Source organism: Acinetobacter sp. 228, from assembly GCF_048147885.1.
In genome coordinates this window covers 15,147-40,107 of sequence record NZ_JAYWYV010000003.1, presented here as the reverse complement: position 1 = coordinate 40,107, position 24,961 = coordinate 15,147, and the positions used below count along the sequence as shown (strand labels likewise).

Sequence of the window (24,961 nt, the reverse complement as noted above, 5' to 3'; positions counted from 1 at the left end):
TTATCGGACAGATTTTGCGGGAACCTGCTTATCTGGAGTTAAGAGAACTCACCTTGTGCGCGTTCTTTAGCCCATTCACGTAAAACAAATTTCTGCAGTTTGCCGGTCGAAGTTTTTGGAATCTCGGTAATCACCACATCCTTAGGCACTTTAAAGCGGGCCAGATGCTCACGGCAGAATTCCATAATTTCTTCTTCAGTGGCCTGGGTACCTTCTTTAAGTTCAATAAAGGCACATGGCACTTCCTGCCAGCGTGGATCAGGCTTGGCAACTACTGCTGCAGTGAGTACGGCCGCATGTCGATATAATACTTCCTCGACTTCAAGCGAGGAAATATTTTCCCCACCGGAAATAATCACGTCTTTGGAGCGGTCAGTGATTTTGGCATAACCATCCGGTTGGCATACCGCCAGATCGCCAGTATGGAACCAGCCTCCTGCAAAGGCTTCCGCGGTGGCTTCGGGATTTTTCAGATAGCCTTTCATCACGATATTGCCACGGAACATGATCTCACCCATGGTCTGTCCATCGTGTGGTACTTCCTGCATGGTGTCGGGATCAAGCACTTTCATGCCATCCTGCAACGGATAAGGTACGCCCTGACGGGAGTGCAACTGTGCCTGTTCCTGAATGGATAAATCACTCCAGCCTGCCTGAGATGCACATAGTGCAGAAGGGCCATAGGTTTCTGTCAAGCCGTAGACATGCGTTACATTAATGCCGATATTGCGCATGCCCTCAATAATGGCCGCAGGAGGAGCAGCACCTGCCACCATGACCTCGACCCGGTGCTCAAACTTGGTCTTTTTCTCTTCAGGCATGTTGATCAGCATCGACAGGACAATCGGTGCACCACAGAAGTAATCAACCTTATGTTCAGCGATCAGCTTAAAGATCAGTTCAGCATCGACTTTACGCAGGCAGACATTGGTTCCGCCGTTGGCCGCCATGGTCCAGGCAAAGCACCAGCCATTACAGTGGAATAGCGGCAGGGTCCATAAATAGGTGGCGCGGGGTGTCATGCCACAGGCAATAATATTACTGGCTGCATTAATGTAGGCACCGCGATGATGATAGACCACACCTTTTGGGTTGCCGGTGGTGCCGGAGGTATAGCTTAAGCTGATGGCATCCCATTCATCTTGGGGTAAATGCCATTCAAAGTTTGCGTCGCCTTGGGCAATCCAGTCTTCATATTCGATTTGACCAATACGCTGCTCTTCACCTTCAAACTCTTCATCAGCCACATCAATGACATAGATATCGTGTGAAATCAGGGCGAGGGCTTCTGCTGCAAGTGCAGTAAATTCGGGGTCGACCAGCAAGACTTTGCTTTCAGCATGTTCCAGCATGAAGGCAAGGGTTTTGGCATCCAGACGGGTATTTAAGGTATTGAGGACTGCACCTGCCATCGGTACGGCAAAATGTGCTTCAATCATGGCAGGGACATTAGGCAGCAGGACAGAAACAGTGTCATTTTTATCGATGCCTAATTTCTGCAGCTGGTGAGCAAACTGACGGCAACGGTTATATTTCTCACGCCAGGTGATCCGACGCTTTCCGTGGATAATCGCATTCTGATTTGGATAAATATAAGCTGCACGATCCAGATAGCGTAAAGGTGACAAAGCTACAAAATTCGCGGGGGTACGCGGTAATTCATCATATGCGCTAACCATGGTAAAACTCCGTTCTATATTTATTTTGATATCCTGCTGAAAAGATATGTACTTCTTGGAAATCTTGCATTTATGCTTTAGTCGAGTACGATTTTAATAATTTTAAGTAATTGAATATTAATAAAAATATTTAATCCTGTTTAAATGTTTTGAACCCATGGGTTCCCATGTTTGATTTTTTAGGTATTTTACTCTAACTGAGCCATTCAAATTATATAAACCAAGGAATAATAATGAAAATACAACAGGCAGATGCCACATGGCGAAACTGGTCAGGAAGCCAGTTGAGTTCTCCTCACATTTTTCAGCCTGGAGAAATGAATGAATTACAAAATTTGGTGAAGTCCCAGGCGCAGATGCGTACAGTGGGTGCAGGGCATTCCTTTAGCCCACTCGCCAAAACAGATAAAGGACTGCTTAATCTTGATCAGTTCACAGGTGTGGTTGCCTTTAATCAAGCGAAATCCCAATGCACTGTCCAGGCCGGTACCCGTTTATATAATCTAGGTAAAGAGCTGGCAGCCATTAATCAGGCTTTAATCAATCAGGGTGATATTGACCAGCAAAGTCTGGCTGGTGCAATTTCCACCGGAACCCATGGCACCGGTATCGATTTACCCTGTTTATCTGCTTTTGTGGAAGGCTTTGAATTACTGACTGCAGCGGGAGAGCTGCTGCAATGCGATGCCCAGCAGAATACCGAGATATTTCAGGCTGGACGGGTAGCACTGGGTAGTTTGGGGGTGTTGACCAAAATTACCCTGCAAAATCGGCCACGCTACAAATTAAAAGAACAAATCCGTTTGTGTTCATTAAAAGATGTTTTTACGCATATTGAGCAATGGAAATATCAGCATCGACATATTGAGTTTTGGGCTTTTCTGCATGCTGATCAGGTGATGCTGAAAACTCTGGATGAAACAGAAGATGACGTTCAGCCGAGGCAAGAGAGCTGGCCTTCGGAAGATACTTTATTGACCTTATGTTCCGAGTTGACACGGCTTTTCCCCCAGACGAATCCTTATCTGCAAAAACTGCTCGGTGTATTTGTCAAACCGACTCGTTATGTAGACTGGTCATCCAGGATTTTTCCAACTCCGCGTAAGACCAGGTTTAATGAAATGGAATATCAGATTCCGGTCGATTCGGGATTGCAGTGTCTGGACGAGATTCTGCATGTTTTACGTAAACATCAGGTGCCGATGTTTTTTCCCATCGAGTTTCGTTATGTCAAAGCTGACGATATCTGGCTGAGTCCTTTTTATCAGCGTGACGCGGTTTCAATTTCGATTCACCAGTTTTATAAACAGGATTACCGGACCATCTTTGATCTGATTGAACCGATTTTACAGAAATATCAGGGACGGCCGCATTGGGGCAAATTGCATAGCATGAACACCGCTTCGCTACGTGATCTCTACCCGAAATGGGATAATTTTATGAGAGTACGTCAGCAACTGGATCCACAGCAAAAATGGCTGAATCCGTACCTAAAACAATTATTTTTATCTGGAAACTGAGGCTTGGGAGATGCAAACAGAGTATTTTCAGCAACTGACGCAGGACTTAAAACAGCAGGGGACTGGTACACCGCAACTGATTCTGGATTTGACCCAATATCAGCATAATCTGGGTCTGGTACAATCAAGATTACCTGCGCAGTTAAAACCACGTCTGGTAGTAAAATCCTTGGCGAGTCCCCCGTTACTTCAACTGGCCAGTGAGAAACTGAATACCCGGCGCTTTATGGTCTTTCATTTGCCCCATCTGCTGGAGATTATAGGGACATTTCAACAGGCCGATATTTTGCTGGGAAAACCCATGCCGGTTCAGGCGCTAAAACATTTTTACCAAAAATCCTCTAGTCAGAATAAAGCAAATATCCAGTGGCTGATTGATGATATAGAGCGTTTGAAGCAATATCTGCAACTCGCGAAAAGCCTGAATCTTTGCCTGAATGTCAACATTGAAATTGATGTGGGCCTGCATCGCGGAGGTGTAAGCAGTCAGGCACAGTTTGTCGCCTTACTTAAACTGATTCAGCAATATTCCTCATATCTGAAACTGTCTGGCTTGATGGGTTATGATGCGCATGTGGCAAAACTGCCAAAAATACTGAAATGTCCTGAAAAAAGCTATCGGCAATCGCAGCAGATTTATCAGCACTATAAAACTATTTTGCAGCAGCAATTCCCTGATTTATGGCATGAAGGTCTGTGTTTTAATGGTGGGGGAAGCACTACTTTTATGCAGCATTGCCAGCAAAGTGTCTGCAATGATTTGGCTTTTGGTTCCATGCTGCTCAAACCGAGTGATTTTGATCTGGATCATCTCTCTACCTTGAACTGCGCTTTATGGATTGCTGCACCAATTCTAAAAGTATTGCCTTATAGTCAGCTTCCCGGTCTCGAAGTACTTGATTATCTGCCACATCCGTATAAAGCATTATTTATTTATGGCGGTTATTGGCAGGCAAGTTACTGTTATCCTGAAAAAAGTCGACCGCATATGTTGTATGGTCGCAGCAGTAATCAGGAAATGGTTTTGGTGCCTAAATACTGCGGGCTACAAGTGGATGATTATGTCTTTTTGAGACCGACACAAAGTGAAGCTGTCATTCCGCAATTTGCCCAGCTTTATAGCTACAGCAAGGGAAAATTTATGGCGTGGGACACTTTTCGGGAATAATAAAATTCTGAACTAAAAAATGAGCTTAAGTTTTTTTAAATCAGATATGGTTTTGGTGATAAATCTTATTTTTATTGGGGAAAAGGTTTAATCATGCGGCCAAGCCGTGTAAAATTCGAATCGATTTTTATTTATCCACCGTTTTTATCTTTTGAGGTTTTCCCTCGATCATAATCTCGCGGTGATATGCTCCATGGTACGGGGCATCACTCCTTAAGGATTTTCTTATGCCAATTATCACTTTGCCAAATGGCGATCAAAAACAGTTTGATCATGCCGTATCTGTGATGGAAGTTGCTCAAAGCATCGGTCCTGGTCTTGCAAAAAATACAGTCGCTGGACGCGTTAACGGCCGTCTGGTTGATGCATGCGATTTAATTACCGAAGACGCAACTTTACAGATTATCACGCCTAAAGATGATGAAGGCGTCGAAATTATTCGTCACTCATGTGCGCACTTGGTGGGTCATGCGGTTAAACAGCTGTTCCCAGAAGCGAAGATGGTGATTGGTCCTGTCATTGAAGATGGTTTCTATTACGACATCTTCAATGCAAAACCATTTACCCCAGATGATATGGCTGCGATTGAAGAGCGCATGAAAAAGCTCATCGATCAGGACTACGATGTCATCAAAAAAATGACACCACGCGACGAAGTGATCAAAGTGTTCACCGAGCGCGGCGAAGATTACAAACTACGTCTGATTGAAGATATGCCAGACGAGACTCAAATGGGTCTTTACTATCATCAGGAATATGTGGATATGTGCCGTGGTCCACACGTGCCAAACACCAAATTCTTGAAATCGTTCAAACTCACCAAGATGTCAGGTGCGTACTGGCGCGGTGATGCTAAAAACGAACAGTTACAGCGTATCTACGGTACAGCTTGGGCAGACAAGAAACAGCTTGCAGCTTATATCAAGCGTATTGAAGAAGCAGAAAAACGCGATCACCGTAAAATCGGTAAAGCGCTTGACCTATTCCACATGCAGGAAGAAGCACCGGGTATGGTGTTCTGGCATCCAAATGGTTGGACCATTTACCAAGTCCTTGAACAGTACATGCGTAAAGTCCAGCAGGACAATGGCTATCTAGAGATTAAAACACCACAAATCGTAGACTTTAGCTTGTGGGAAAAATCGGGTCATGCGGCGAACTACGCAGACAACATGTTCACCACGCATTCAGAAAGCCGTAATTATGCGGTGAAACCAATGAACTGCCCATGTCACGTGCAGGTGTTCAACCAGGGTTTGAAATCTTATCGTGATCTTCCAATTCGTTTGGCAGAGTTCGGTTCATGTCACCGTAACGAGCCATCGGGTTCATTACACGGCATTATGCGTGTACGTGGCTTTACCCAAGATGATGCGCACATTTTCTGTACCAAAGAACAGATTGGTCCTGAAGTTGCAAACTTTATCAAATTGACACTGGATGTATACAAAGACTTTGGCTTTGAAGAAGTACAAATGAAGTTGTCGACGCGTCCTGAAAAACGTGTGGGTGATGACAAGCTTTGGGATATGGCAGAAAAATCTTTGGCAGATGCTTTAGATGCTGCAGGTCTTGAGTGGGAACTTCAACCAGGCGAAGGCGCATTCTACGGTCCGAAGATTGAATTCTCTCTGAAAGACTGCTTAGGTCGTGTCTGGCAGTGTGGTACCATTCAGTGTGACTTTAACTTGCCAGAACGTCTGGATGCGTCTTATGTCACTGAAGATAATGACCGCGATCAGCCAGTAATGTTACATCGTGCAATTCTTGGCAGTTTCGAGCGTTTTATTGGTATACTGATCGAACACTACGCAGGCTTCATGCCACCTTGGTTGGCACCAATGCAAGCATGTGTAATGAACATTACCGATTCTCAAGCTGAGGCATGTGAGTCAGTCGTCGCAAAACTTAAAGAAAACGGTATCCGTGCAATTTCTGACTTGAGAAATGAGAAAATCGGCTTTAAGATTCGTGAACGTACATTAGAGCGTATTCCATACTTACTGGTACTTGGGGACCGTGAAGTAGAGGAAGGTACAGTAAACGTACGTACCCGCTCAGGAAAAAATTTGGGTACTATGTCAATCGATGCTTTCGTTGATCTAGTAAAAACAGCCGTAGCCGAACGCGGCCGGTACATTGTGGAGTAACAGCGATTAAACAGCCTGACCGTAATCAACAGGGCGGTAACAAATCAAACCGTCCTGCCTTGAATGATGAAATTCGTGCGAAAGAAGTCCGTCTTGTAGACGAAAATGGTGAGCAAAAAGGGATTGTAAGCTTAGCTGAAGCCCTACGTGCAGCAGAAAGTGTTGAACTTGATCTTGTAGAGATCGTAGCAAATGCTGAGCCACCTGTATGTAAGATCATGGACTTCAACAAGCATTTGTTTGATCTTAAGCAAAAGCAGAAAGAAGCGAAGAAAAAACAACATCAAGTCCAGGTGAAAGAAATCAAGCTACGCCCGGGTACTGATGTTGGTGATTACAACGTAAAACTACGTGCAATCATCAAGTTCCTTGAAGAAGGTAACAAGGTGAAAATCACGCTTCGTTTCCGTGGTCGTGAGATGGCACACCAACAGTTGGGTCTAGCTCAATTGCAAAAAATTGAAGCTGACGTGGCTGAATTCGGTACTGTTGAACAGATGCCGAAAATGGAAGGCCGTCAAATGGGTATGCTGCTTGGTCCTAAAAAGAAAAAGTAAGCTCTCATTAAGCGAAAAAAGCCCTGCATCAGCAGGGCTTTTTTTATTAAAATCAGAAAATGTAAAGTATAAAACAATCAGATAGATTAAAATTGTTATAGCCTGATTCGTTTATTATTTAATAATTTTTTTATGATGCAGTGGGTTAAAGAGTTTTTTAAAAATGATTCGATGATAGATTATCAGCATCACTTGCCCTATCAAGTGGTGATTTTTGATGTGGATGGTACTTTGGTCGATTCTTTCCCGCTCTTCATTGGTTTATTCAACCGGCATGCTAGCAAGTACCAATATGCTGAGTTGAATGCTGAGCGCATTGAATATTTAAGATCTTTTCCACCGCGTACCATTCGTAGAGAGTTGGGCTTGTCACGTTTAAGCGCGATTCGTTTAGCCTTGGATTGTAAACGGAGTATACAGCACAGCCCGCAACCTGTTGTGTTCGACGGAATAGATCAATTGCTGCAACAGTTAAAGCAAGCTGGTATATGCTTGGCGGTCGTGACCTCCAATTCGCTGGAGAACTGTCATGCCAGTCTTGGCCAACAGCGTCTTGCTCTGTTCGACTGGATTATACCAAATGCCTCAATTTATGGTAAACAGCGACAAATTAGAAAGGTATTACGCCATACCCATTGCTCAGCACAACGCGCCATTTATATTGGTGACCAAATTTCAGATATTCATTCCGCACAAGCCTTAGGTATGCCTGTGGCCGCGGTGACATGGGGATTTAACCATGCACATGCATTGGCAGAGGCCAAACCAACCTATTTGTGTCAAACAGTGGATGAATTGACAGCGTGTTTATTACCATAACCTGTTTACCCGGTATAAAAAAGTATTCAGTTGATGGCTTTTTTATGCTCTGAAATTCCAGGCACTTTGTATGGCCTGCATAATCTGTTGAGCCTGCTGACGAGAAAACATCGACAGTTGAATCCGGAAAAATCCAAGACAAAATTGATTTATCCGACCGGGGTGGTGCAATTTAAAATCCAAAGTGCCATCGCGTTGACTGATGACATGCGCTGGCATGTTATAGAGCCAGCGTTTGAGATGTGCTTTGAGAGAATCATAGTGTGGATTCAGAAAACTATACTGTACCGAGTGCCGTTTTAAGCACAGGCTGATTCGGAAACCTGCCAGAGTATAATAAATGGCGTGTGAGGTAATTTTTAATTTAGTTCCAAGCATAAGTACGGCAAGACCAAGAAAGCCACCAATATAAATATAAAAGCCAGGAGCCTCCTGCCATAAAAATAGCAGCCCTTGAAGAAAACTGGAATTGCTACCCGTACTGCTCAAATAGAAAATGCTGAATATTCCAACCGGACAGCACAGTAGCAGATATCCAGTTGCGCGCATGATCGGGCTGGCTTGATGAAACAGGATATTTTCTGGCGCATTCATGGCTTATTTTAATGATCAGAAAGCGTATTGCCTCAATGAGCTTAGGTAATCCGTAGCCAAAAAGAAAGGCCCTTTCGGACCTTGCTTTTTAGCCTAATCAAGCTTATTCCACTGATTTTTCAATATTTTCAATGAGCAGTTTCTTGCCGATCGGAATTTGTCGAGGTAATTTCTCTTCTGGAATAATGCGCTGCAAGTCAATGATCAGCAACCCATTTTCATAGTCTGCCTGTTGTACCTCAATATACTCATCTAGGCGTAAAGACAATTTAAACGCGCGTCGTGCAATTCCTTTGTGCAGGAATTCGATAGCGTTATTGTCCTGATTTTCAGGTTGCCCCAAGATGGTCAGCAACCTGTTTTCCAGACGAATGTCGAGTTCTTCCTGACGAAAACCCGCAGTTGCCACCACGATGCGGTAATTATTCTCACCATGCTTTTCGATATTATACGGCGGATAATTCGGTGTATCGCTTTGCATGGCGTAATCAATAAAGTCATTCAGGCGATCAAAACCAATACTACGACGAAACAAGGGATGAAGATTTAAGTTACTCATGATTAGAACCTTCTCATTTAAGTAAAGTTATAAAAACAAGAAAATAAGATCTGTCAGGTGAGGCATCTACAGTGCAGAAGACTGACTTAATTCTTATGCAAAAATAAATATGTGTATGTGGCTGAAATTTTCAAGATATCCAATATAAAAAATATAAAATTTTAATAATATATTGATTTTTATTATAAAATAATTTTTATCTCTAGGCTTGTTGTTTCCTTCTAAATCCTCTATGTTGGAGACATCATCGCACGTGACAAGTGCAGGGAGTATTAAAAGAAAATGATCGATTTATATTACTGGGGCACTCCGAATGGCCACAAAATCAGTATAGCCTTGGAAGAAATGGGGCTGGAATATCAAATTATTCCCATCAATATTCTAGAAAATGATCAGTTCCAGTCCGATTTTCTGGCTATTTCTCCCAACAATAAAATCCCAGCAATCGTTGATCAGAATGGGCCGAATGGTCAGCCGATTTCAATCTTTGAGTCAGGCGCGATCTTGCAGTATCTGGGTCGAAAAACAGGTTTGTTTTATCCAGTTGATGAAGTAAAGCGTGTTCAGGTGGAACAATGGCTGATGTGGCAAATGGGCGGTCTGGGACCAATGCTCGGACAAAATCATCACTTTAGCCGTTTTGCGCCTGAGCGGATTGCTTATGCAACAGATCGTTATGTCAATGAAAGCAAACGTCTGTATGGTGTGCTGAATAAACAGCTGGTCGGGCAGGAGTATGTGGCTGGCGAATACTCGATTGCCGATATGGCGATATTTCCGTGGTTATTGCGATATGACTGGCAGCAGATCAACCTGGAAGATTATCCTGAGGTTTCCAAATATATTGATCGCTTGAATGCACGTCCTGCAGTTCAGAAAGCGCTGGCGATACAGGTCAGTTAAGCTGTAGCCTTTATGCTAAAATAGTCTTAAGCAAATAAAGCCACCCTTACGGTGGTTTTTTATTGGATGGATATATGAACGATTTTCTTCTGAACTTTACCAAGATTATTGAAAGTAATACCCAAATTTACTGGAGTATCCTCTTTGGAATTGCTGCATGTCTAGTGCTTTACATTGCTGAAATTGTGCATATTGATCAGGTGATTGCAGCCTTGAATACCAAAGATCAGCAAATTCTCCGTGCAGCGATTGAACCCATTACTCAGCAGTATAAATGGGGGCGGATTATTGTCATGGTAGCAGCAGTAATTTGGTCGAGTTGGGAATACAGCAAAGCCAAGAAAAAGTTGGGTTTGAGCCGTTAATAGCTGTATGAGTCTGTTGCTGCTATTTCTGTCGGCCTTTGGTGCAGCGACCTTATTGCCTTTACAGTCTGAAGCTGTTTTGCTGGGTCTTTTAGTGCAGAACAAGCAGCATGCAGTGCTGTTAATTGCGGTGGCCAGTCTGGGGAATATTCTGGGGTCGTGTGTGAACTGGTATCTGGGCCTCAAGATTGAACATTATAAGAATAAAAAGTGGTTTCCGGTTTCGGCAGACAAGATGCTCAAGGCGCAAACGACCTATCAGAAATATGGTTACTGGTCTTTACTGCTGAGCTGGGTGCCTATCATTGGTGATCCGATTACCCTGATTGCGGGACTATTAAAAGAAAACTTCGCCCGTTTTCTGCTGATGGTCAGCATCGCTAAAATTGGACGTTATCTGTTTGTCTATGCGGCCTTTGCCTTATTCTAAGCCTGAAGCTATTTTCTTGATTCAGTCTTGGATATTATTTCAGAGCGAAATCATTCTTTAAATTCGCTTATTGGCTGAAGATGCTTTTGTTTTAAACAAAGATGCTTTAGAATACTCGCTCCCTTACCTGCAGGTCGTTTTGTAATGGTGCAAACGAGCCGAACAGGTGTTCAAAAGAGGTTGTTATGCCTAAGATGAAAACTCGCCGTGGTGCAGCTAAACGCTTTAAAGCGACTGCTAACGGTTTTAAGCGTAAACAAGCGTTCAAACGCCACATTTTGACCAAAAAATCTGCTAAGCGTATTCGTCAATTGCGCGGCTGTGTAATGGTTCACGTAAGTGACGTTGCTTCAGTTCGTCGTATGTGCCCGTACATCTAAGGAGATTATAAATGGCTCGTGTAAAACGTGGTGTACAGGCTCATCGCCGTCACAAAAAAATTCTTGCTCGCGCTAAAGGTTACTATGGTGCTCGTTCACGCGTTTACCGCGTAGCGTTCCAGGCGGTAATCAAAGCTGGTCAATATGCTTACCGTGACCGTCGTCAGAAGAAACGTCAATTCCGCGCTTTGTGGATTGCACGTATCAACGCTGGTGCTCGTCAAAATGGTTTGTCGTACAGCCGTATGATCGCTGGCTTGAAAAAAGCTCAAGTGATTATCGACCGTCGCGTACTTGCTGACATCGCTATGCATGACGCAGTTGCGTTTGCTGCTTTAGCTTCTAAAGCTAAAGATGCATTGGCTGCATAAGTCTTTATGACTTGAAAAAGACCGCTTTTAGCGGTCTTTTTTATGCTTAAATAAAAGTAGTCATTTTAAATATTATTTAAAAATCAGTATTGTAAATCCTATATTTTTTAGTCATTGTTAAATTGCATAATCAAAAATAAGGCTTAAAAATAATGATTCGACTTGCCACTCAACAGGATGTCCTGCCGATTGCTCAAGTGCACGTACAAAGCTGGCGTGAAAGCTATAAAAACATCATCAAACAAGAAATTCTCGATAAGTTGAGTGTAGAACAAAGAACCGCTTTGTGGCGTTCTGTGCTTGAACAGGAAAATCGACGGGTATTTGTCTATGAAGAAAATGCTCAGGTGCTGGGCTTTGCTGCTTTCAATTTTCCGGTAGATGCACCCATCAGTGAATTGAGAGCACTTTATTTGCTTCAAAATATTAAAGGTCGCGGCATTGGACGTGATTTGGTTCAATTGGGTCTGGGCTTAAGTCGAGAAAAATCCTATCAGCATATGCAATGTAGCGTATTGAACCTGAATTCCAGTCGTTATTTTTATGAAAAGACCGGCGCCTATTTTGTCAGTGAAGGAGATGCCAGTGATCTGGGTGAGAATCTTAAAGATTTATATTATCAGTGGGACATTTAATTTTTGAAGACTCTGGGCAAGCTGGCTCAACGTAGAAAAATCTAAACCCTGGAAAAAGACGATGGGAAATAAATCAGCCCTTGCACTGTAGGGCTGATTTATCCTTTTATCTCAATATCTCCACCAGTCAATCAAAAGGGCATTTCCGGGCGATCAGCATAAATAACAGCTTTGGTCTCATTCCGACAATGCTGCAATTTTCAGACAGCTGCTTGACCTTAATTCCATCATAGGTTGGATAATCAAAACCTATCACAAAATCTTCAGCATTATTTCAAGCTGATGTCTGCTCCTGAGTATCAACGTCTCTATTGAATTCTGCCCGGGATGTAAGCTTTTCTGGCAAAATGTTAAAGGCCGAAATAGTAGCCAATCAGACAGATAATCACGGTAATCACAATTAAGGTCAGCACATTTGCAGACGAACTGGATTTTCCTGGGTCCTGAGGTTTTTCTGCTTTAGAAATTTTTGGTGAGCGGTCTTCGGTACTCATACCCACAAATGGATCAGGCGCAACTTTAGGTGTTAGCTGTGCCGTTTTATAGTGGTTGGCGACTTTGCTGATGAATTTAGCACTTAAATCATCAATTTTTTGCGAAAAATGTCGCAGGTTAAGTTGCTGCTCCGGGCTGAGTACTTCGCCATCTGCACGATAGGGATGCTGGATTTTTGTTTGAATAAAGTCATTTAAGGCGTCTAGGCGGTACAAAGTCTGGTGAGCATAATCCGCTGAATAGTCAGTGGGAATTAAGGCCAAATGACTTTCGTTATCGGCCTGAATGGCAGGCATGGTGCCGTAATAGGGCAAATTGGTATACGCTGGTTCGGTAAAATCTTGGGCAAGGCTACTTTCAAACAGTTCATGATCGGTATAAGCCTGGATATCATCCCAGTTTGGGGCTTCCAGATCGACATCAATGCGCTTGGCCAGTTTAGGATTTAACTCATAACACCAGAAAGTTTCATGGCGTAAAGGGGACTGCTGTGATTTAGGAGCTTCGTAATCATTGTCTGCGCTGTACCATTCAGGCAGTTCCTTGCCGATGATCCAAGCTGTTTTGGTTTTGGCACCATGACTGACAATAAAATGCGCCAGTGGTAATAGCTCGATATTGGCATTCGGATTTTTTTCATCAATCAGTAAATCAGAGCGATGCAAGCTCAGTCGGCGTACGCCTTGTTTTTTCAGGCCTTCCAGCCAGATCTGAAAATGCTGAGCCAGCAGGTGTTGTGACATCAGATCCCGAAAGGCAAACTGATGCTGATTAAAAATGGCATGTTGAATCCAACGATTGAAACTCAGGCCCTGAGACAAATATTCATTGCCATAAGTGACCAGGGTCAGTTGCTGTTTCCAAATTTGATCGAGTGCCATAGTGATTTGATCTGATTGATATTGTGTTTATCTTATACTTTTTATATTTAATCATGCCAATCTAATTTTCCTTAAAACGCATCTTCATCAAAGTGTCTAAAAACTGTTAGAATGTGGGGTTTTTAAAATATTTTTTAACCTGTTGCTTTGAGAGTTACTATGTCACTGGAAGCCCTGACCACTGAAGCGCTCGCTGCGATTGCAGCAGCTCAAGACCTTGCTGCACTTGATCAAGTACGAGTGCAATTTACGGGGAAAAAAAGCCAGCTCGCGGAACAATCTAAGTCGCTTGGTAAAATGGATCCTGAAGAACGTAAAGTCTTCGGCGCACAAATCCATGCTGTACGTGAAACCATTACCGCTGCATTGACATCACGTCAGGCAGAACTGCATAAAGCTGCCTTAGAACAAAAACTGGCAAGCGAAACCATTGATATTACTTTACCAGGTCGTGGTCAGCAGGTGGGCAGTATCCATCCAGTGACCCAAGTGCAAGAGCGTATTTGCCAGTTCTTTACCAAGGCAGGTTTTACGGTTGCAACAGGTCCTGAAGTTGAAGATGACTATCACAACTTTGAAGCACTGAACATTCCAGGTCATCACCCAGCGCGTGCTATGCATGATACTTTCTATTTTGATGTGAACCATTTGCTGCGTACGCATACGTCTGGTGTGCAGATTCGTACCATGGAAACCCAGCAGCCACCAATCCAGATCGTGTGTCCAGGCCGTGTTTACCGTTGTGATTCGGATCAAACCCACTCGCCGATGTTCCATCAGATCGAAGGTTTATACGTGGCTGAAAATACCAGCTTCGCGGAACTGAAAGGTTTGCTGATTAACCTGCTGAACGAATTCTTCGAAAAAGATTTGAAAGTACGTTTCCGTCCATCTTATTTCCCGTTCACCGAGCCAAGTGCGGAAGTGGATATTATGGATGAACGGGGTCGCTGGCTGGAAGTACTGGGCTGCGGTATGGTGCATCCGAATGTGCTGCAAGCTGCAGGCATTGATCCTGAAAAATACAAAGGCTTTGCTTTTGGTCTGGGTGTTGAACGTTTTGCAATGCTGCGTTATGGCGTGAATGACTTACGTATGTTCTTCCAAAACGATGTGCGTTTCTTACGCCAGTTTGCTTAAAAACAAATTTATACCTCTCCCTAACCTCTCCTAAAAGGAGACGGGTGTCTAGATATGACATAGGGCTCTCCCTCTTTGGAAGAAAGTGGGAGTTAGAGGGGATTCTAGAGATTTGAATTACAGGTTTTATATCAATGAAAATTAGCGAAAATTGGCTACGCACATGGGTCAACCCAGCCATCGATAGCGAAAAACTTTCTGATCAATTGACCATGTTGGGTCTGGAAGTCGATGAGCTTGCACCTGCAGCTAAACCCTTTACTGGTGTAGTGGTTGGTGAAGTCCTGACAGTAGAACAACATCCTGATGCAGATCGCTTGCGTGTGACCACTGTCAATATCGGTTCAGGTGAGCCACTGCAAATTGTATGTGGTGCGCCAAACGTACGTGCCGGCATGAAAGCGCCAGTTGCGACCATTGGTGCAGTACTTCCAGGCGATTTCAAAATCAAGAAAGGCAAGCTACGTGGTATCGAGTCACAAGGTATGCTGTGCGGCGCTTCAGAAATTGATCTGGAAGATAAAATCGACGGTCTTTTAGAGCTGCCTGCAGATGCACCAGTGGGTATGAACATTCGTGAATATCTGGATCTTGATGACAACGTGATTGACATCAGCATTACGCCGAACCGTGGGGACTGCTTCAGTATTCGCGGGATCGCACGTGAAATTGGGGTGATCAACCAATTGCCAGTGACTGCCCCTGAAATTAAAGAAGTAGCTGCGACTATTAGCGACGAAAAGAAAGTCGTTGTGTCGACTGAAGGCTGCCCACGCTACTTGGGTCGTGTGATCAAGAACGTCAATACCAAGGCTGTGACTCCTGTATGGATGGAGCGAGCATTGGCTCGCTCTGGTATTCGTCAGCACAGCATTCTGGTAGATATTACCAACTATGTGCTGATGGAGCTGGGTCAACCGCTACATGCATTTGATGGTGGTAAAGTGCAAGGTGCGGTACATGTACGTCAAGCGACAGAAGCTGAAAAGTTAGTTTTGCTCAATGAACAAGAAGTTGAACTCAACGAAAAAGTGATGGTGATTGCAGATGATGAAAAAGCATTGGCCATTGCTGGTATTATGGGCGGCTTGTCTTCAGCAGTCAGCGATGCAACCACTGAAATTTTCCTGGAATCTGCATTCTTCGCGCCACTGCATATTGCCGGTCGTGCGCGTAGCTTTGGCCTGCATACTGATGCTTCTCAGCGTTATGAACGTGGTGTCGATTTTGAATTACCATTGATCGCTATGCACCGCGCATCACAATTGATTGCGGAACTTGCGGGCGGTGAGTTCGGGCCAATTACAGTTGCCGAAAATGCAGCCCTATTGCCAACACGCGACGCAATTGAGTTGAATCAAGCCCAAGTTGATCAACTGCTAGGTTATAGTGTTGACTCAGCGTTCATTACTGATGCTTTAAGCCGTTTAGGTTGTGAAGTTACAGTAAAAGCAGAAGGCGAGTGGTCTGTAGTGCCGCCATCACATCGTTATGATATGGTGATTTACCAAGACTTGATTGAAGAAGTCGCTCGTATTCATGGTTATGACAATATTCAAATCAGTTTGCCTGTGATTGATGTGAAGCTGGCCAAATATCAAGATCAATTCGAATTGGGCCAACTTCGTCAAACCGCGGTAACTTTGGGTTACCAAGAGGCAATCAGTTTTAGTTTTGCAGACCTAAAACTTGAAAAGCAACTTAATTCTCATGTGAAACCTTTAGCATTAGCGAATCCAATTTCAAGTGATTTAGCGGTAATGCGTTCAACCTTGCTCTCTAGCCTGATTCCTTGTGTTCAATACAATATCAATCGTCAGCAAAGTCGGGTACGTTTCTTCGAGCTAGGTCTGCGTTTTGACTATCAAGAAGCGAACAGTATTCATGATTTAAAACAGATTCCAACCTTTGCCCTGATTGCAACGGGTGCACGTACCCCTGAGTCTTGGCATGGCAAGGCACAGCCAATGGACTTCTTTGACTTTAAGGGCGATATAGAGGAAATTCTGGCTGCTGGTCGTGTCAAAGTGGAATATATACGTTCAGAGCGTAGCTGGTTGCATCCAGGACAATCCGCAGAGATTCTCGTGAATGGTCAATCAATTGGTTACTTGGGTCGTTTACATCCCTCACTTGAAGACGAGCTTGATCTGGCAACCACATGGGTAGCAGAATTGGATCAAGCGGCTGTTTTGCAAACTTATGTATCTAATTTTACAGAATTATCACGTTTTCCATCGGTTCGACGTGATATTGCTCTTTTAATTAATGATAAGATTAATGTTAGCGAAATTCAGGGACTTATCGAAAAAACAGGCGGAGAGCTTTTAGACTCAACTTGGTTGTTCGATGTGTACACTGGACAAGGAGTAGAAGAAGGGAAACGCTCACTGGCATTTGCACTTCTCTGGCAGCATCCAAGCCGTACACTGGAAGATGCTGAAATTAAATCAGGTATGGATAATATCCTTCAAGTGTTAGAAAACACTTACCAAGCGACATTGAGGGCTTCATGACAGCACTAACTAAAGCAGAAATGGCTGATCATTTAAGTGAGCTCACGAGTTTAAACCGTCGTGAAGCAAAACAAATGGTTGAGTTGTTCTTCGATGAGATTAGCCAGGCGCTCATCTCAGGCGAGCAAGTAAAACTTTCGGGTTTTGGTAATTTTGAGTTGCGTGACAAGCGTCAACGTCCAGGCCGTAACCCGAAAACGGGTGAAGAGATTCCGATTTCTGCACGCCGTGTAGTGACCTTCCGTGCGGGACAGAAGTTTCGTCAACGTGTGGGAAATGAGCAGATCAACTGATCTGCTTTTTTTAAATTCTGCTATTTTTTAAATTTCAGTATTTAAAATAAAAAAAGAGAGCCCAAGGCTCTCTTTTTTTATACTGAATAATCTAAAAGATTATTGAGCAGCAGCTTCAGAAGCAGCAGTAGCGTCAGCAGCAGCGTCAACAGCAACAGCAGCAGCAGCGTCAGCTTCAGCAACAGCAGCAGTTTCAGAAGCAGCAACTTCAGAAGTAGATTCTACAGCAGCAGCGTCAGCAGCAGCTTCAGCTTCAGATGCAGCTTCTACAGCTTCAGATGCAGCTTGGTTAGCGTCAGCAGCAGCGTCGTCAGCTTTTTTAGCACAACCAACGAAAGCTAAAGTAGTAGCAACTGCAGCAGCAATAGCGATTTTTTTGAATAACATGGCATCACTCTCTAAAAATTGAGATTAAAAAAAACCTAAGTTAGTCTGTTAAGTGCTTTTATTATTCCTAATTATGTTAGGTACTAACAATGCAGGAGCAGTCTAACTGGTCTGCAAATATGCTATCACTGCGCCTTTTTAAATGCTACTAGCAAGGCTTAAAAAAGTACTGAAATATGCTAAAAAGTAAGAAGTTTTTAACAGAAAATAACAATGGAATGAAACATTTAGATTGGAGAAAGGCTTGGTAAGTTTTTAAAAGTTATACAATTTTTAATCTGATTATTTTATTAATCAAAAACTTAAAAATAAGTTTACATAAATAGAGCTCGATTGTTTCATTGTGTAATTCATGTCAACTTAAAAAAGGCCACCGCTTAGGTGACCTTTCATTTGAAATTTTAATTTGAAGCTTTACGTTTCATCTGATCAAAGAAATCATCATTGGTTTTGGTTTCTTTCATACGGTCCAGCAAAAATTCCATTGCCGCCAATTCATCTTGCGTATGCAGCAGCTTACGCAGAATCCAGACCTTACGAAGATTATCTTCTGACATCAGGCGCTCTTCACGACGAGTACCAGATTTCTTGATGTTCATTGCAGGGAAGACGCGTTTTTCAGCAATACGGCGATCAAGGGTAATTTCCTGGTTACCTGTACCTTTGAATTCTTCGTAGATCACTTCATCCATTTTACTACCAGTTTCAATCAGGGCAGTAGAAATGATGGTTAGAGAGCCACCTTCTTCAATATTACGTGCCGCACCAAAGAAACGTTTGGGACGTTCTAGGGCATGTGCATCCACACCACCGGTTAATACCTTACCTGATGAAGGGATCACGGTATTATAGGCACGTGCCAGACGGGTAATTGAGTCAAGCAGAATCACCACATCTTTTTTATGCTCAACTAGACGTTTCGCTTTTTCAATGACCATTTCTGCAACCTGAACATGGCGCGCAGGTGATTCATCAAAGGTAGAAGCCACGACTTCACCGCGAACCGTACGTTCCATTTCGGTTACTTCTTCTGGACGTTCATCAATTAACAGAACGATCAGGATGACTTCAGGATTATTGCGAACGATCGATTGAGCAATGCTTTGCAGCAGCATGGTTTTACCGGCTTTCGGCGGAGCCACAATAATTGAACGTTGGCCTTTACCAATCGGTGCGACTAAGTCGATCACACGCGTGGTTAAATCTTCAGTGGTACCATTGCCTAATTCCATCACCAACTGTTCAGTCGGGAATAATGGCGTAAGGTTTTCAAACAGAATCTTGTTACGTGAGTTTTCAGGAGTGTCGTAGTTAATCTGGTTGACTTTAAGTAAGGCAAAATAACGTTCGCCTTCTTTTGGTGGACGAATGGTGCCGGTAATGGTGTCGCCAGTGCGTAGGTTAAAACGACGAATTTGAGAAGGGCTGACATAGATATCGTCAGGGCCTGCTAAATAAGAACCTGCGGCTGAGCGTAAAAAGCCAAAACCATCTGACAAAATTTCTAGAACGCCATCACCAAAAATCTCTTCGCCATTCATTGCATGACGTTTTAAGATGGCAAAAATAATGTCTTGCTTACGGTTACGGGCCATACCTTCAAGGCCCATAAACTCGGCAATCTTGATGAGTTCGCCAATCGGTTTTTTCTTGAGTTCGGTTAAATTCATAGGTGGTCAGATAGAATCAAAGTTCTGAGGTACAGGTTGGAAAGGGAGTAACATTCGGCCGCATACAAGCATTCAAACGAAAGCCATTGAATTTGAAAAAGAACAATTCAGAGATCTGTTTGAGTGTTTCAAAGAAAAATGTGAAAAACAATTTCTATTGCCGAGCGGCATCTTATGTAATGTGTCTTGTAAGAAATTGGCAGGATTTAGGATCCTTTATCTCTTGAGTAGCAAATATAAGAGAAAATGCTGACTTTGTCAATTTATAGCCGAAAAAAATACGCGAGCATAAGTCGCGTATTTTTTTACTAAAAAATGATCTGCTTAGATATTGTCATCAATAAATGCAGTCAGTTTAGATTTTGGTGCAGCACCGACTTGAGTCGCAACAACTTCACCATTTTTGAACATCAGCAAAGCCGGGATGTTACGAATGTTGAAATTTACAGCAGTTTGTTCGCAAGAAGTTACGTCAACTTTCACGATTTTAACCTTGCCTTGATATTCATCAGCAAGTACTTCTAGTACAGGTGCAATTGCTTTACATGGTGCACACCAACCTGCCCAGAAGTCGACCAGTACAGGAACGTCTGATTGAAGAACGTCTGCTTCGAAGTTTTCGTCAGTAGTGTTTACGATGTTGCCAGACATGGAATGTGCTCCAGATTAATATTTTAAAGATAACTAATTATTAGTATTACATAGCCATCTTTAACAATGTAGGGGAATCTGTAAATTTTCAATGCTTAATGTTATTTTGTCTAATGGATGATCACGATAGTGATGATCGTGTCTCACTATTATTCCCGATGCATAAAAAGAATAAGGCATAAAAATGTCGTTACAAATGGCTTTTAAATTGCATGCATGTGAATTACTCTAAGCACAATTCGTTAAAGGTTTATTTCTGGAATGTCTGACTTTTTGATTGATGAAGAATTACTTGCCGCCATCGATATGGGATCAAATAGCTTTCATTTGGCCATCGCTCGTGTAGATCATGGCGAAGTGAAGAAAGTGGCATCAATGTCAGAAAAAGTTCAGCTTGCCGCAGGACTAGACGAAAATAAAAATTTAACGGAAGCCGCACAGCAACGCGGTTTGGCCTGTCTGGCCCGTTTTGTCGGGCGTTTAGGTGCGGTTCAGCCGAACCGCTTGCGGATCGTGGCAACGAATGCTCTACGGCAAGCCAAAAATGGTCATGAGTTTATCCAGAAAGCCGCAGAAATTTTGCCGAAACCGATCGAAATTATTGCCGGCCGTGAGGAAGCCCGCCTGATTTATCTGGGGGTATCGCATACCATGGCCAATAGCGGCCGTCGTCTGGTGGTTGACATCGGCGGTGGTTCGACTGAGCTGATTATCGGTGAAGAGTTCGAGCCTATTTATACTGAATCAGTACAGATGGGCTGCGTAGCCTTTACTAAGGCCTATTTTCAGGATGGGGAAATCAGTGCCAAAGCTTTTGACAAAGCAGTCACTGCGGCACGTAAAGAAATTTCCGGAATTGCCAATACCTATAAATCTGCCGGTTGGGATGCTGTCGTCGGATCGAGTGGTACAATTAAAGCCTGCCGCCAAATCTGTATTAATATGGGATGGAGCAATGATCGCGAACAGCTGACGCGAGAAGGCCTGGAAAAGCTTAAAGATAAGCTGCTCAAATATAAATATGTCTCGGATATGGAATTCGAAGGTCTGAAAGAGGATCGCCGTGCAGTTTTGCCGGCAGGAATTGCCATTTTATATGCGGTCTTTGATGTGCTGGATATTGAGTATCTGACTTATTCTGATGGGGCATTACGTGAAGGTGTCATGTATGACCTGTTAGGCCGTTTCAAACATGAAGATATCCGTGATCGTTCAGTCCATGCCCTGATTGGTCGTTATAATGCCGATGCCAAGCAGGCAGAACGTGTGGTACAAACGGCGCAAAAACTGTTTGATGATGTCGCGGCTGATCTTGGCCTGAATAGTGATGATAGTGACCTACTCCGTCGAGCCGCGTATCTCCATGAAATCGGTCTGGCGATTAGTCATAGTGGTTACCATCGTCATGGTGCCTATTTATTGCAGCATTCTGACATTGCCGGTTTTTCACAGGTTGATCAGAATCATTTGTCACATTTGGTCGCGCATCATCGGCGTAAATTGCGCGCTGATGCCAAGATTGATGTGATGAAAGTCGGTGGATCTAAACTTTTATGGTTATGTTTGCTGCTTCGTCTGTCGGTTTTGGTCAATCACAGTCGTAGCGATGAGATGCTTCCTGCCATTGAACTCAAGGTTGAAAATGCGCAACAATGGCACCTCAGCATTTCGGGTGATGCCAAACAATGGCCATTATTGATTGCTGAACTGCATGATGAACAGGTGCAGTTTAAAAATTGGGAGATTGAGCTCTCGGTTCTATCTGAACAATTTGTTAATTAATACCTTTATAGGGATGAAAACGGTTGACCTATGAAAAATAAAGCTACCCCATCAAAAGCATGGACGACAGTACAGATTGCTCGTCATCCGGAACGTCCACAATTTCTGGACTATGTTGGTGAAATATTCACTGAGTTTGATGCTTTACATGGTGACCGTCTCTATGGTGATGATGGTGCAATGATCGGTGGCCTGGCACGTTTTGATGGACAGCCAGTGATGATCGTAGGTCAGCACCGTGGTCGTAGTACCCGTGAAAAATTACAGCATAATTTTGGCATGAGTAATCCGGAAGGTTACCGTAAAGCACAACGTCTGCTAGATATGGCAGAACGTTTTAATCTGCCTGTTTTCACCTTTATTGATACCATGGGTGCTTACCCGGGTGTAGGTGCAGAAGAACGTGGTCAGGCTGAAGCCATTGCAACCAGTCTAGCGCAACTGTCTAACCTGAAAGTACCTGTAATTGCGACTGTCCTGGGTGAAGGAGGTTCAGGTGGTGCACTCGGTATTGGCGTAGCTGACCGTGTGGTAATGCTCTCTCATAGTATCTATTCGGTAATTTCACCGGAAGGTTGTGCCTCCATTCTATGGAAGACTGCAGAAAAAGCGGAACAGGCCAGTGAAGCCTTAGCCTTGACTGCAGAAAAACTGCAGAAGATGGGTATTGTAGAATATGTGGTGGATGAGGGTGAAGGTGCTCATTTAAATCCGGATCAGGTCATGAACAGCTTGAAAGCGGTACTGAAAGAAGCCTTAAATGAACTGCAAGCTATGGAACCACAAGCACGATGCGAAGCACGTTACCAGCGTTTAATGAAGTTTGGCAGCGACAATTTAGGTCTGGCATCTTAAAGCAGCTGCAGGAGTTTCCTGCAGGAACAAAATTTCTCATCGGATGCAGTGGCGGCGTAGATTCTATGCTGCTTCTGCATCTGATGTTTTTTTTATGCCCGGGAAAAATTCGGGCAATCTATGTGGATCATCAGCTGCAAAGTATCAGCAGGGCATGGGGCACTTTTGTCCAGCAGCAGTGTCAGCAACTGGATATTCCCTGCATCCTCCAGCCTGTTCATGTGGCTCATGGCAACCTGGAACAGCAAGCGCGTAATTCACGTTATCAGGCCTATCTACAACATTTACAGCAAGATGAAATTCTGGTGCTCGGACATCATCAGCAGGATCAGGCGGAAACCTTGATGCTGCGTCTATTATCGGGTGCCGGTATAGATGGTCTGGCTGCAATGAAACAGCTGGATATACGTGAAAATCTCACGATTTGGCGGCCACTGCTGGATGTTTCCCGTGAGCAGATTTGCCAATGGGCATCGGGTCTGAATGTTCAGAATATCGAAGACCCGACCAATCAGGACATACATTATGACCGGGCTTGGGCCCGTCAAACTCTTTGGCCGATGTTAAGTGAACGTTATCCTAAAATGCAGTCTGCCCTGGTACGTACCAGCGAGCTGATGCAGGATGCACAGCATATTCTGCAGGAAGTGCTGGAGCAGGATTTAAAATGCTGTGGCAATGCCGAAAGTCTGAATTTATCTGCATTTTTAAACCTATCTAAAGCCCGGCAGCGCCAACTACTTTCTGTCTGGATGAAAGGAGAAGGGCAATATCGTCCTTCTCTAGAAATGGTTGAGCGAGTACAGAATGAAGTAATTGCGGCAAAACTGGATGCGCAGGCAGCTTTACATTGGCAAGGCTTTTATTATGTGCGTTATCAGCAGCATTTGCATCGTCTAAAAGCTGAGGTCTATCGGGCGGATCAGCAACCGAAGCTAGCCGAACAGCAGATTATTTTACGTGAACAGGATCAGGTTCAGCTGCCTTCAGGACAATTTAAGATTCAAACAGCTACTTTCGGATTATCTGCCGCCTTATTCGGTCAACGCTTATATTTGCGCACACGCAAAGGCGGGGAGAAAATTCATCTGCATGGCCGGATTGGACACTGGCCTCTGAAGAAAGCCATTCAGGAAGCGCAAATATTTCCATGGACTCGGCATACTATTCAAATATTAAGCACAGATAATGTTATGCTAGGCGTGTTTACACCTAAAGGATTTTGGTTAGCTCAATCTGCATATTGTGAAGCAGGGGGGTGGCTACCCATTTCGGTTTCTTCAACTTTAGAATTCAACGACGAGCATTAAACATGAGTGCAGCTTTAAATTGTAATATTGGCTTTATTGGTGGCGGTAATATGGCTCAAGCCTTGATTGGCGGGCTGATTTCACGGGGATTGCCACCAACACGTATTACAGTTTCTGATCCGGTCGAGAAAGTACGTTCACTGCTTGCAGAAAAAGAAGTGAATGTCACCGATGATAATCGTGCTGCTATCAAAAATGCGGATATTGTCGTGTTTGCAGTCAAACCACAGGTATTGGCTGAGGTATTGAAACCATTGCAGGGTTTGCTGGACGGCAAGCTGGTTATTTCGATCGTTGCGGGTGCCGAGATTGCTACATTGTCTGCACTATTGGGGACTGACCGTATTGTCCGTGTCATGCCAAATACACCAGCACTCGTACAAACCGGTGCACATGGCCTATTTGCTAAAGATGAAGTAAAGGCAGAAGATCGCGAGCTGGCGAGTCAGGTTTTAGCTTCTACCGGCCTGACAATTTGGGTAGACTCTGAAGCTCAGATTGATGCGGTCACTGCAGTATCTGGTTCGGGACCTGCTTATTTTTTCTATATGATGGAAAGTATGATTCGTGCTGGCAAGAATTTAGGTCTGGATGAAAAAGTAGCCACAGCACTCACTTTGCAAACGGCTTTGGGGGCGGCACAAATGGCCATCACCAGTTCAAATACACCGGCTGAGCTACGTAAAAACGTCACCTCTCCAAATGGAACGACTCAGGCAGCACTAGAAGTGTTCGACCGTGCGCAAATTTCTCAGAATATTCAGGCAGCACTTGCTGCTGCGCAAAAACGCAGTCAGGAACTGGCTCAAGAGCTCAGTGAAAGCAGCAAATCTTCAGTTTAATTTTTAGGA

General features: G+C 43.7%; 25 protein-coding genes. 18 read left to right on the top strand and 7 right to left on the bottom strand.

The window, feature by feature from the left end; genetic code table 11:
- Positions 1 to 38: 38 nt before the first annotated feature.
- Complete coding sequence (locus VXQ92_RS02950) at positions 39 to 1,679, bottom strand: acyl-CoA synthetase (protein WP_416680343.1); 1,641 nt, start codon at positions 1,677 to 1,679, stop codon at positions 39 to 41.
- 233 nt (positions 1,680 to 1,912) lie between these two features.
- Here VXQ92_RS02950 and VXQ92_RS02945 point away from each other — a divergent pair, with 233 nt between their 5' ends.
- From VXQ92_RS02945 to VXQ92_RS02925, 5 genes are all read left to right on the top strand, one after another.
- Entirely contained in the window at positions 1,913 to 3,199 is a 1,287-nt protein-coding gene (locus VXQ92_RS02945; RefSeq protein ID WP_416680341.1) for a D-arabinono-1,4-lactone oxidase, read from the top strand.
- Positions 3,200 to 3,209: 10 nt separating this feature from the next.
- The gene (locus tag VXQ92_RS02940) at positions 3,210 to 4,367 is read left to right on the top strand and encodes an alanine racemase (RefSeq protein ID WP_416680339.1); all 1,158 of its coding nucleotides are present in this window, start codon (positions 3,210 to 3,212) and stop codon (positions 4,365 to 4,367) included.
- A 227-nt stretch (positions 4,368 to 4,594) separates the two neighbouring features.
- Positions 4,595 to 6,517, top strand: a complete 1,923-nt coding sequence (gene thrS, locus VXQ92_RS02935; RefSeq protein WP_416680337.1) for a threonine--tRNA ligase — start codon at positions 4,595 to 4,597, stop codon at positions 6,515 to 6,517.
- 59 nt (positions 6,518 to 6,576) lie between these two features.
- Positions 6,577 to 7,074, top strand: coding sequence for a translation initiation factor IF-3 (gene infC / locus VXQ92_RS02930; protein WP_004647518.1), 498 nt, complete (start codon positions 6,577 to 6,579; stop codon positions 7,072 to 7,074).
- A 132-nt stretch (positions 7,075 to 7,206) separates the two neighbouring features.
- Positions 7,207 to 7,893 carry an HAD hydrolase-like protein gene (locus VXQ92_RS02925; protein WP_416680335.1) on the top strand — a complete coding sequence of 229 codons (687 nt, stop codon included), beginning with the start codon at positions 7,207 to 7,209 and terminating at the stop codon, positions 7,891 to 7,893.
- A 42-nt stretch (positions 7,894 to 7,935) separates the two neighbouring features.
- Here the strand turns inward: VXQ92_RS02925 and VXQ92_RS02920 are convergent, their stop codons facing one another.
- Positions 7,936 to 8,487 (bottom strand): hypothetical protein, encoded by a 552-nt coding sequence (locus tag VXQ92_RS02920; RefSeq protein WP_416680334.1) that lies wholly within the window; start codon positions 8,485 to 8,487, stop codon positions 7,936 to 7,938.
- Positions 8,488 to 8,590: 103 nt separating this feature from the next.
- Positions 8,591 to 9,046 (bottom strand): Hsp20 family protein, encoded by a 456-nt coding sequence (locus VXQ92_RS02915; RefSeq protein WP_416680332.1) that lies wholly within the window; start codon positions 9,044 to 9,046, stop codon positions 8,591 to 8,593.
- Between the two features lie 282 nt (positions 9,047 to 9,328).
- Between VXQ92_RS02915 and VXQ92_RS02910 the strand changes: the two genes are divergently transcribed.
- The 6 genes from VXQ92_RS02910 (at position 9,329) to VXQ92_RS02885 (ending at position 12,130) form a co-directional block, all read left to right on the top strand.
- A complete protein-coding gene (locus VXQ92_RS02910; RefSeq protein ID WP_064094718.1) occupies positions 9,329 to 9,949 on the top strand; it encodes a glutathione S-transferase N-terminal domain-containing protein in 621 nt (206 codons plus the stop codon).
- A gap of 74 nt (positions 9,950 to 10,023) precedes the next feature.
- On the top strand, positions 10,024 to 10,314 hold the full coding sequence (locus tag VXQ92_RS02905; protein WP_416680330.1) for a hypothetical protein: 291 nt from the start codon (positions 10,024 to 10,026) through the stop codon (positions 10,312 to 10,314).
- 7 nt (positions 10,315 to 10,321) lie between these two features.
- Positions 10,322 to 10,744, top strand: a complete 423-nt coding sequence (locus tag VXQ92_RS02900; RefSeq protein WP_004278284.1) for a YqaA family protein — start codon at positions 10,322 to 10,324, stop codon at positions 10,742 to 10,744.
- 185 nt (positions 10,745 to 10,929) lie between these two features.
- Positions 10,930 to 11,124, top strand: a complete 195-nt coding sequence (gene rpmI / locus VXQ92_RS02895) for a 50S ribosomal protein L35 (RefSeq protein WP_004278281.1) — start codon at positions 10,930 to 10,932, stop codon at positions 11,122 to 11,124.
- Between the two features lie 11 nt (positions 11,125 to 11,135).
- Positions 11,136 to 11,495 (top strand): 50S ribosomal protein L20, encoded by a 360-nt coding sequence (gene rplT / locus VXQ92_RS02890; RefSeq protein WP_004647525.1) that lies wholly within the window; start codon positions 11,136 to 11,138, stop codon positions 11,493 to 11,495.
- A 152-nt stretch (positions 11,496 to 11,647) separates the two neighbouring features.
- Positions 11,648 to 12,130 carry a GNAT family N-acetyltransferase gene (locus VXQ92_RS02885; protein WP_416680328.1) on the top strand — a complete coding sequence of 161 codons (483 nt, stop codon included), beginning with the start codon at positions 11,648 to 11,650 and terminating at the stop codon, positions 12,128 to 12,130.
- Positions 12,131 to 12,480: 350 nt separating this feature from the next.
- Here the strand turns inward: VXQ92_RS02885 and VXQ92_RS02880 are convergent, their stop codons facing one another.
- Complete coding sequence (locus tag VXQ92_RS02880) at positions 12,481 to 13,506, bottom strand: hypothetical protein (protein WP_416680326.1); 1,026 nt, start codon at positions 13,504 to 13,506, stop codon at positions 12,481 to 12,483.
- Positions 13,507 to 13,665: 159 nt separating this feature from the next.
- Between VXQ92_RS02880 and pheS the strand changes: the two genes are divergently transcribed.
- The 3 genes from pheS (at position 13,666) to VXQ92_RS02865 (ending at position 17,455) form a co-directional block, all read left to right on the top strand.
- Positions 13,666 to 14,646: a phenylalanine--tRNA ligase subunit alpha gene (gene pheS, locus VXQ92_RS02875; protein ID WP_004278272.1), complete on the top strand. Its 981-nt coding sequence runs from the start codon at positions 13,666 to 13,668 to the stop codon at positions 14,644 to 14,646.
- 134 nt (positions 14,647 to 14,780) lie between these two features.
- A complete protein-coding gene (gene pheT, locus VXQ92_RS02870) occupies positions 14,781 to 17,162 on the top strand; it encodes a phenylalanine--tRNA ligase subunit beta (RefSeq protein ID WP_416680324.1) in 2,382 nt (793 codons plus the stop codon).
- Complete coding sequence (locus VXQ92_RS02865; RefSeq protein WP_004783565.1) at positions 17,159 to 17,455, top strand: integration host factor subunit alpha; 297 nt, start codon at positions 17,159 to 17,161, stop codon at positions 17,453 to 17,455. Before pheT ends, VXQ92_RS02865 begins: the two co-directional genes overlap by 4 nt.
- A 99-nt stretch (positions 17,456 to 17,554) precedes the next feature.
- Here the strand turns inward: VXQ92_RS02865 and VXQ92_RS02860 are convergent, their stop codons facing one another.
- The 3 genes from VXQ92_RS02860 to trxA all read right to left on the bottom strand — a co-directional run bounded on the left by VXQ92_RS02860 (position 17,555) and on the right by trxA (position 20,163).
- Positions 17,555 to 17,842, bottom strand: coding sequence for a hypothetical protein (locus VXQ92_RS02860; protein ID WP_064094713.1), 288 nt, complete (start codon positions 17,840 to 17,842; stop codon positions 17,555 to 17,557).
- A gap of 401 nt (positions 17,843 to 18,243) precedes the next feature.
- On the bottom strand, positions 18,244 to 19,512 hold the full coding sequence (gene rho / locus VXQ92_RS02855) for a transcription termination factor Rho (RefSeq protein ID WP_004278267.1): 1,269 nt from the start codon (positions 19,510 to 19,512) through the stop codon (positions 18,244 to 18,246).
- A gap of 324 nt (positions 19,513 to 19,836) precedes the next feature.
- A complete protein-coding gene (trxA, locus tag VXQ92_RS02850) occupies positions 19,837 to 20,163 on the bottom strand; it encodes a thioredoxin (RefSeq protein WP_064094712.1) in 327 nt (108 codons plus the stop codon).
- A 261-nt stretch (positions 20,164 to 20,424) separates the two neighbouring features.
- On the opposite strand from trxA, the gene ppx reads away from it, so the two are divergent.
- Genes ppx through proC form a run of 4 tightly spaced genes read left to right on the top strand, consistent with a single transcriptional unit; the run spans position 20,425 to position 24,952 of the window.
- Positions 20,425 to 21,945: an exopolyphosphatase gene (gene ppx / locus VXQ92_RS02845; RefSeq protein WP_416680322.1), complete on the top strand. Its 1,521-nt coding sequence runs from the start codon at positions 20,425 to 20,427 to the stop codon at positions 21,943 to 21,945.
- Between the two features lie 30 nt (positions 21,946 to 21,975).
- Positions 21,976 to 22,800: an acetyl-CoA carboxylase carboxyltransferase subunit alpha gene (locus VXQ92_RS02840; protein WP_064102318.1), complete on the top strand. Its 825-nt coding sequence runs from the start codon at positions 21,976 to 21,978 to the stop codon at positions 22,798 to 22,800.
- Positions 22,737 to 24,110: a tRNA lysidine(34) synthetase TilS gene (gene tilS / locus VXQ92_RS02835; protein ID WP_416680320.1), complete on the top strand. Its 1,374-nt coding sequence runs from the start codon at positions 22,737 to 22,739 to the stop codon at positions 24,108 to 24,110. Before VXQ92_RS02840 ends, tilS begins: the two co-directional genes overlap by 64 nt.
- Before the next feature lie 2 nt (positions 24,111 to 24,112).
- Positions 24,113 to 24,952 carry a pyrroline-5-carboxylate reductase gene (gene proC, locus VXQ92_RS02830; protein ID WP_064094708.1) on the top strand — a complete coding sequence of 280 codons (840 nt, stop codon included), beginning with the start codon at positions 24,113 to 24,115 and terminating at the stop codon, positions 24,950 to 24,952.
- Positions 24,953 to 24,961: the final 9 nt, after the last annotated feature.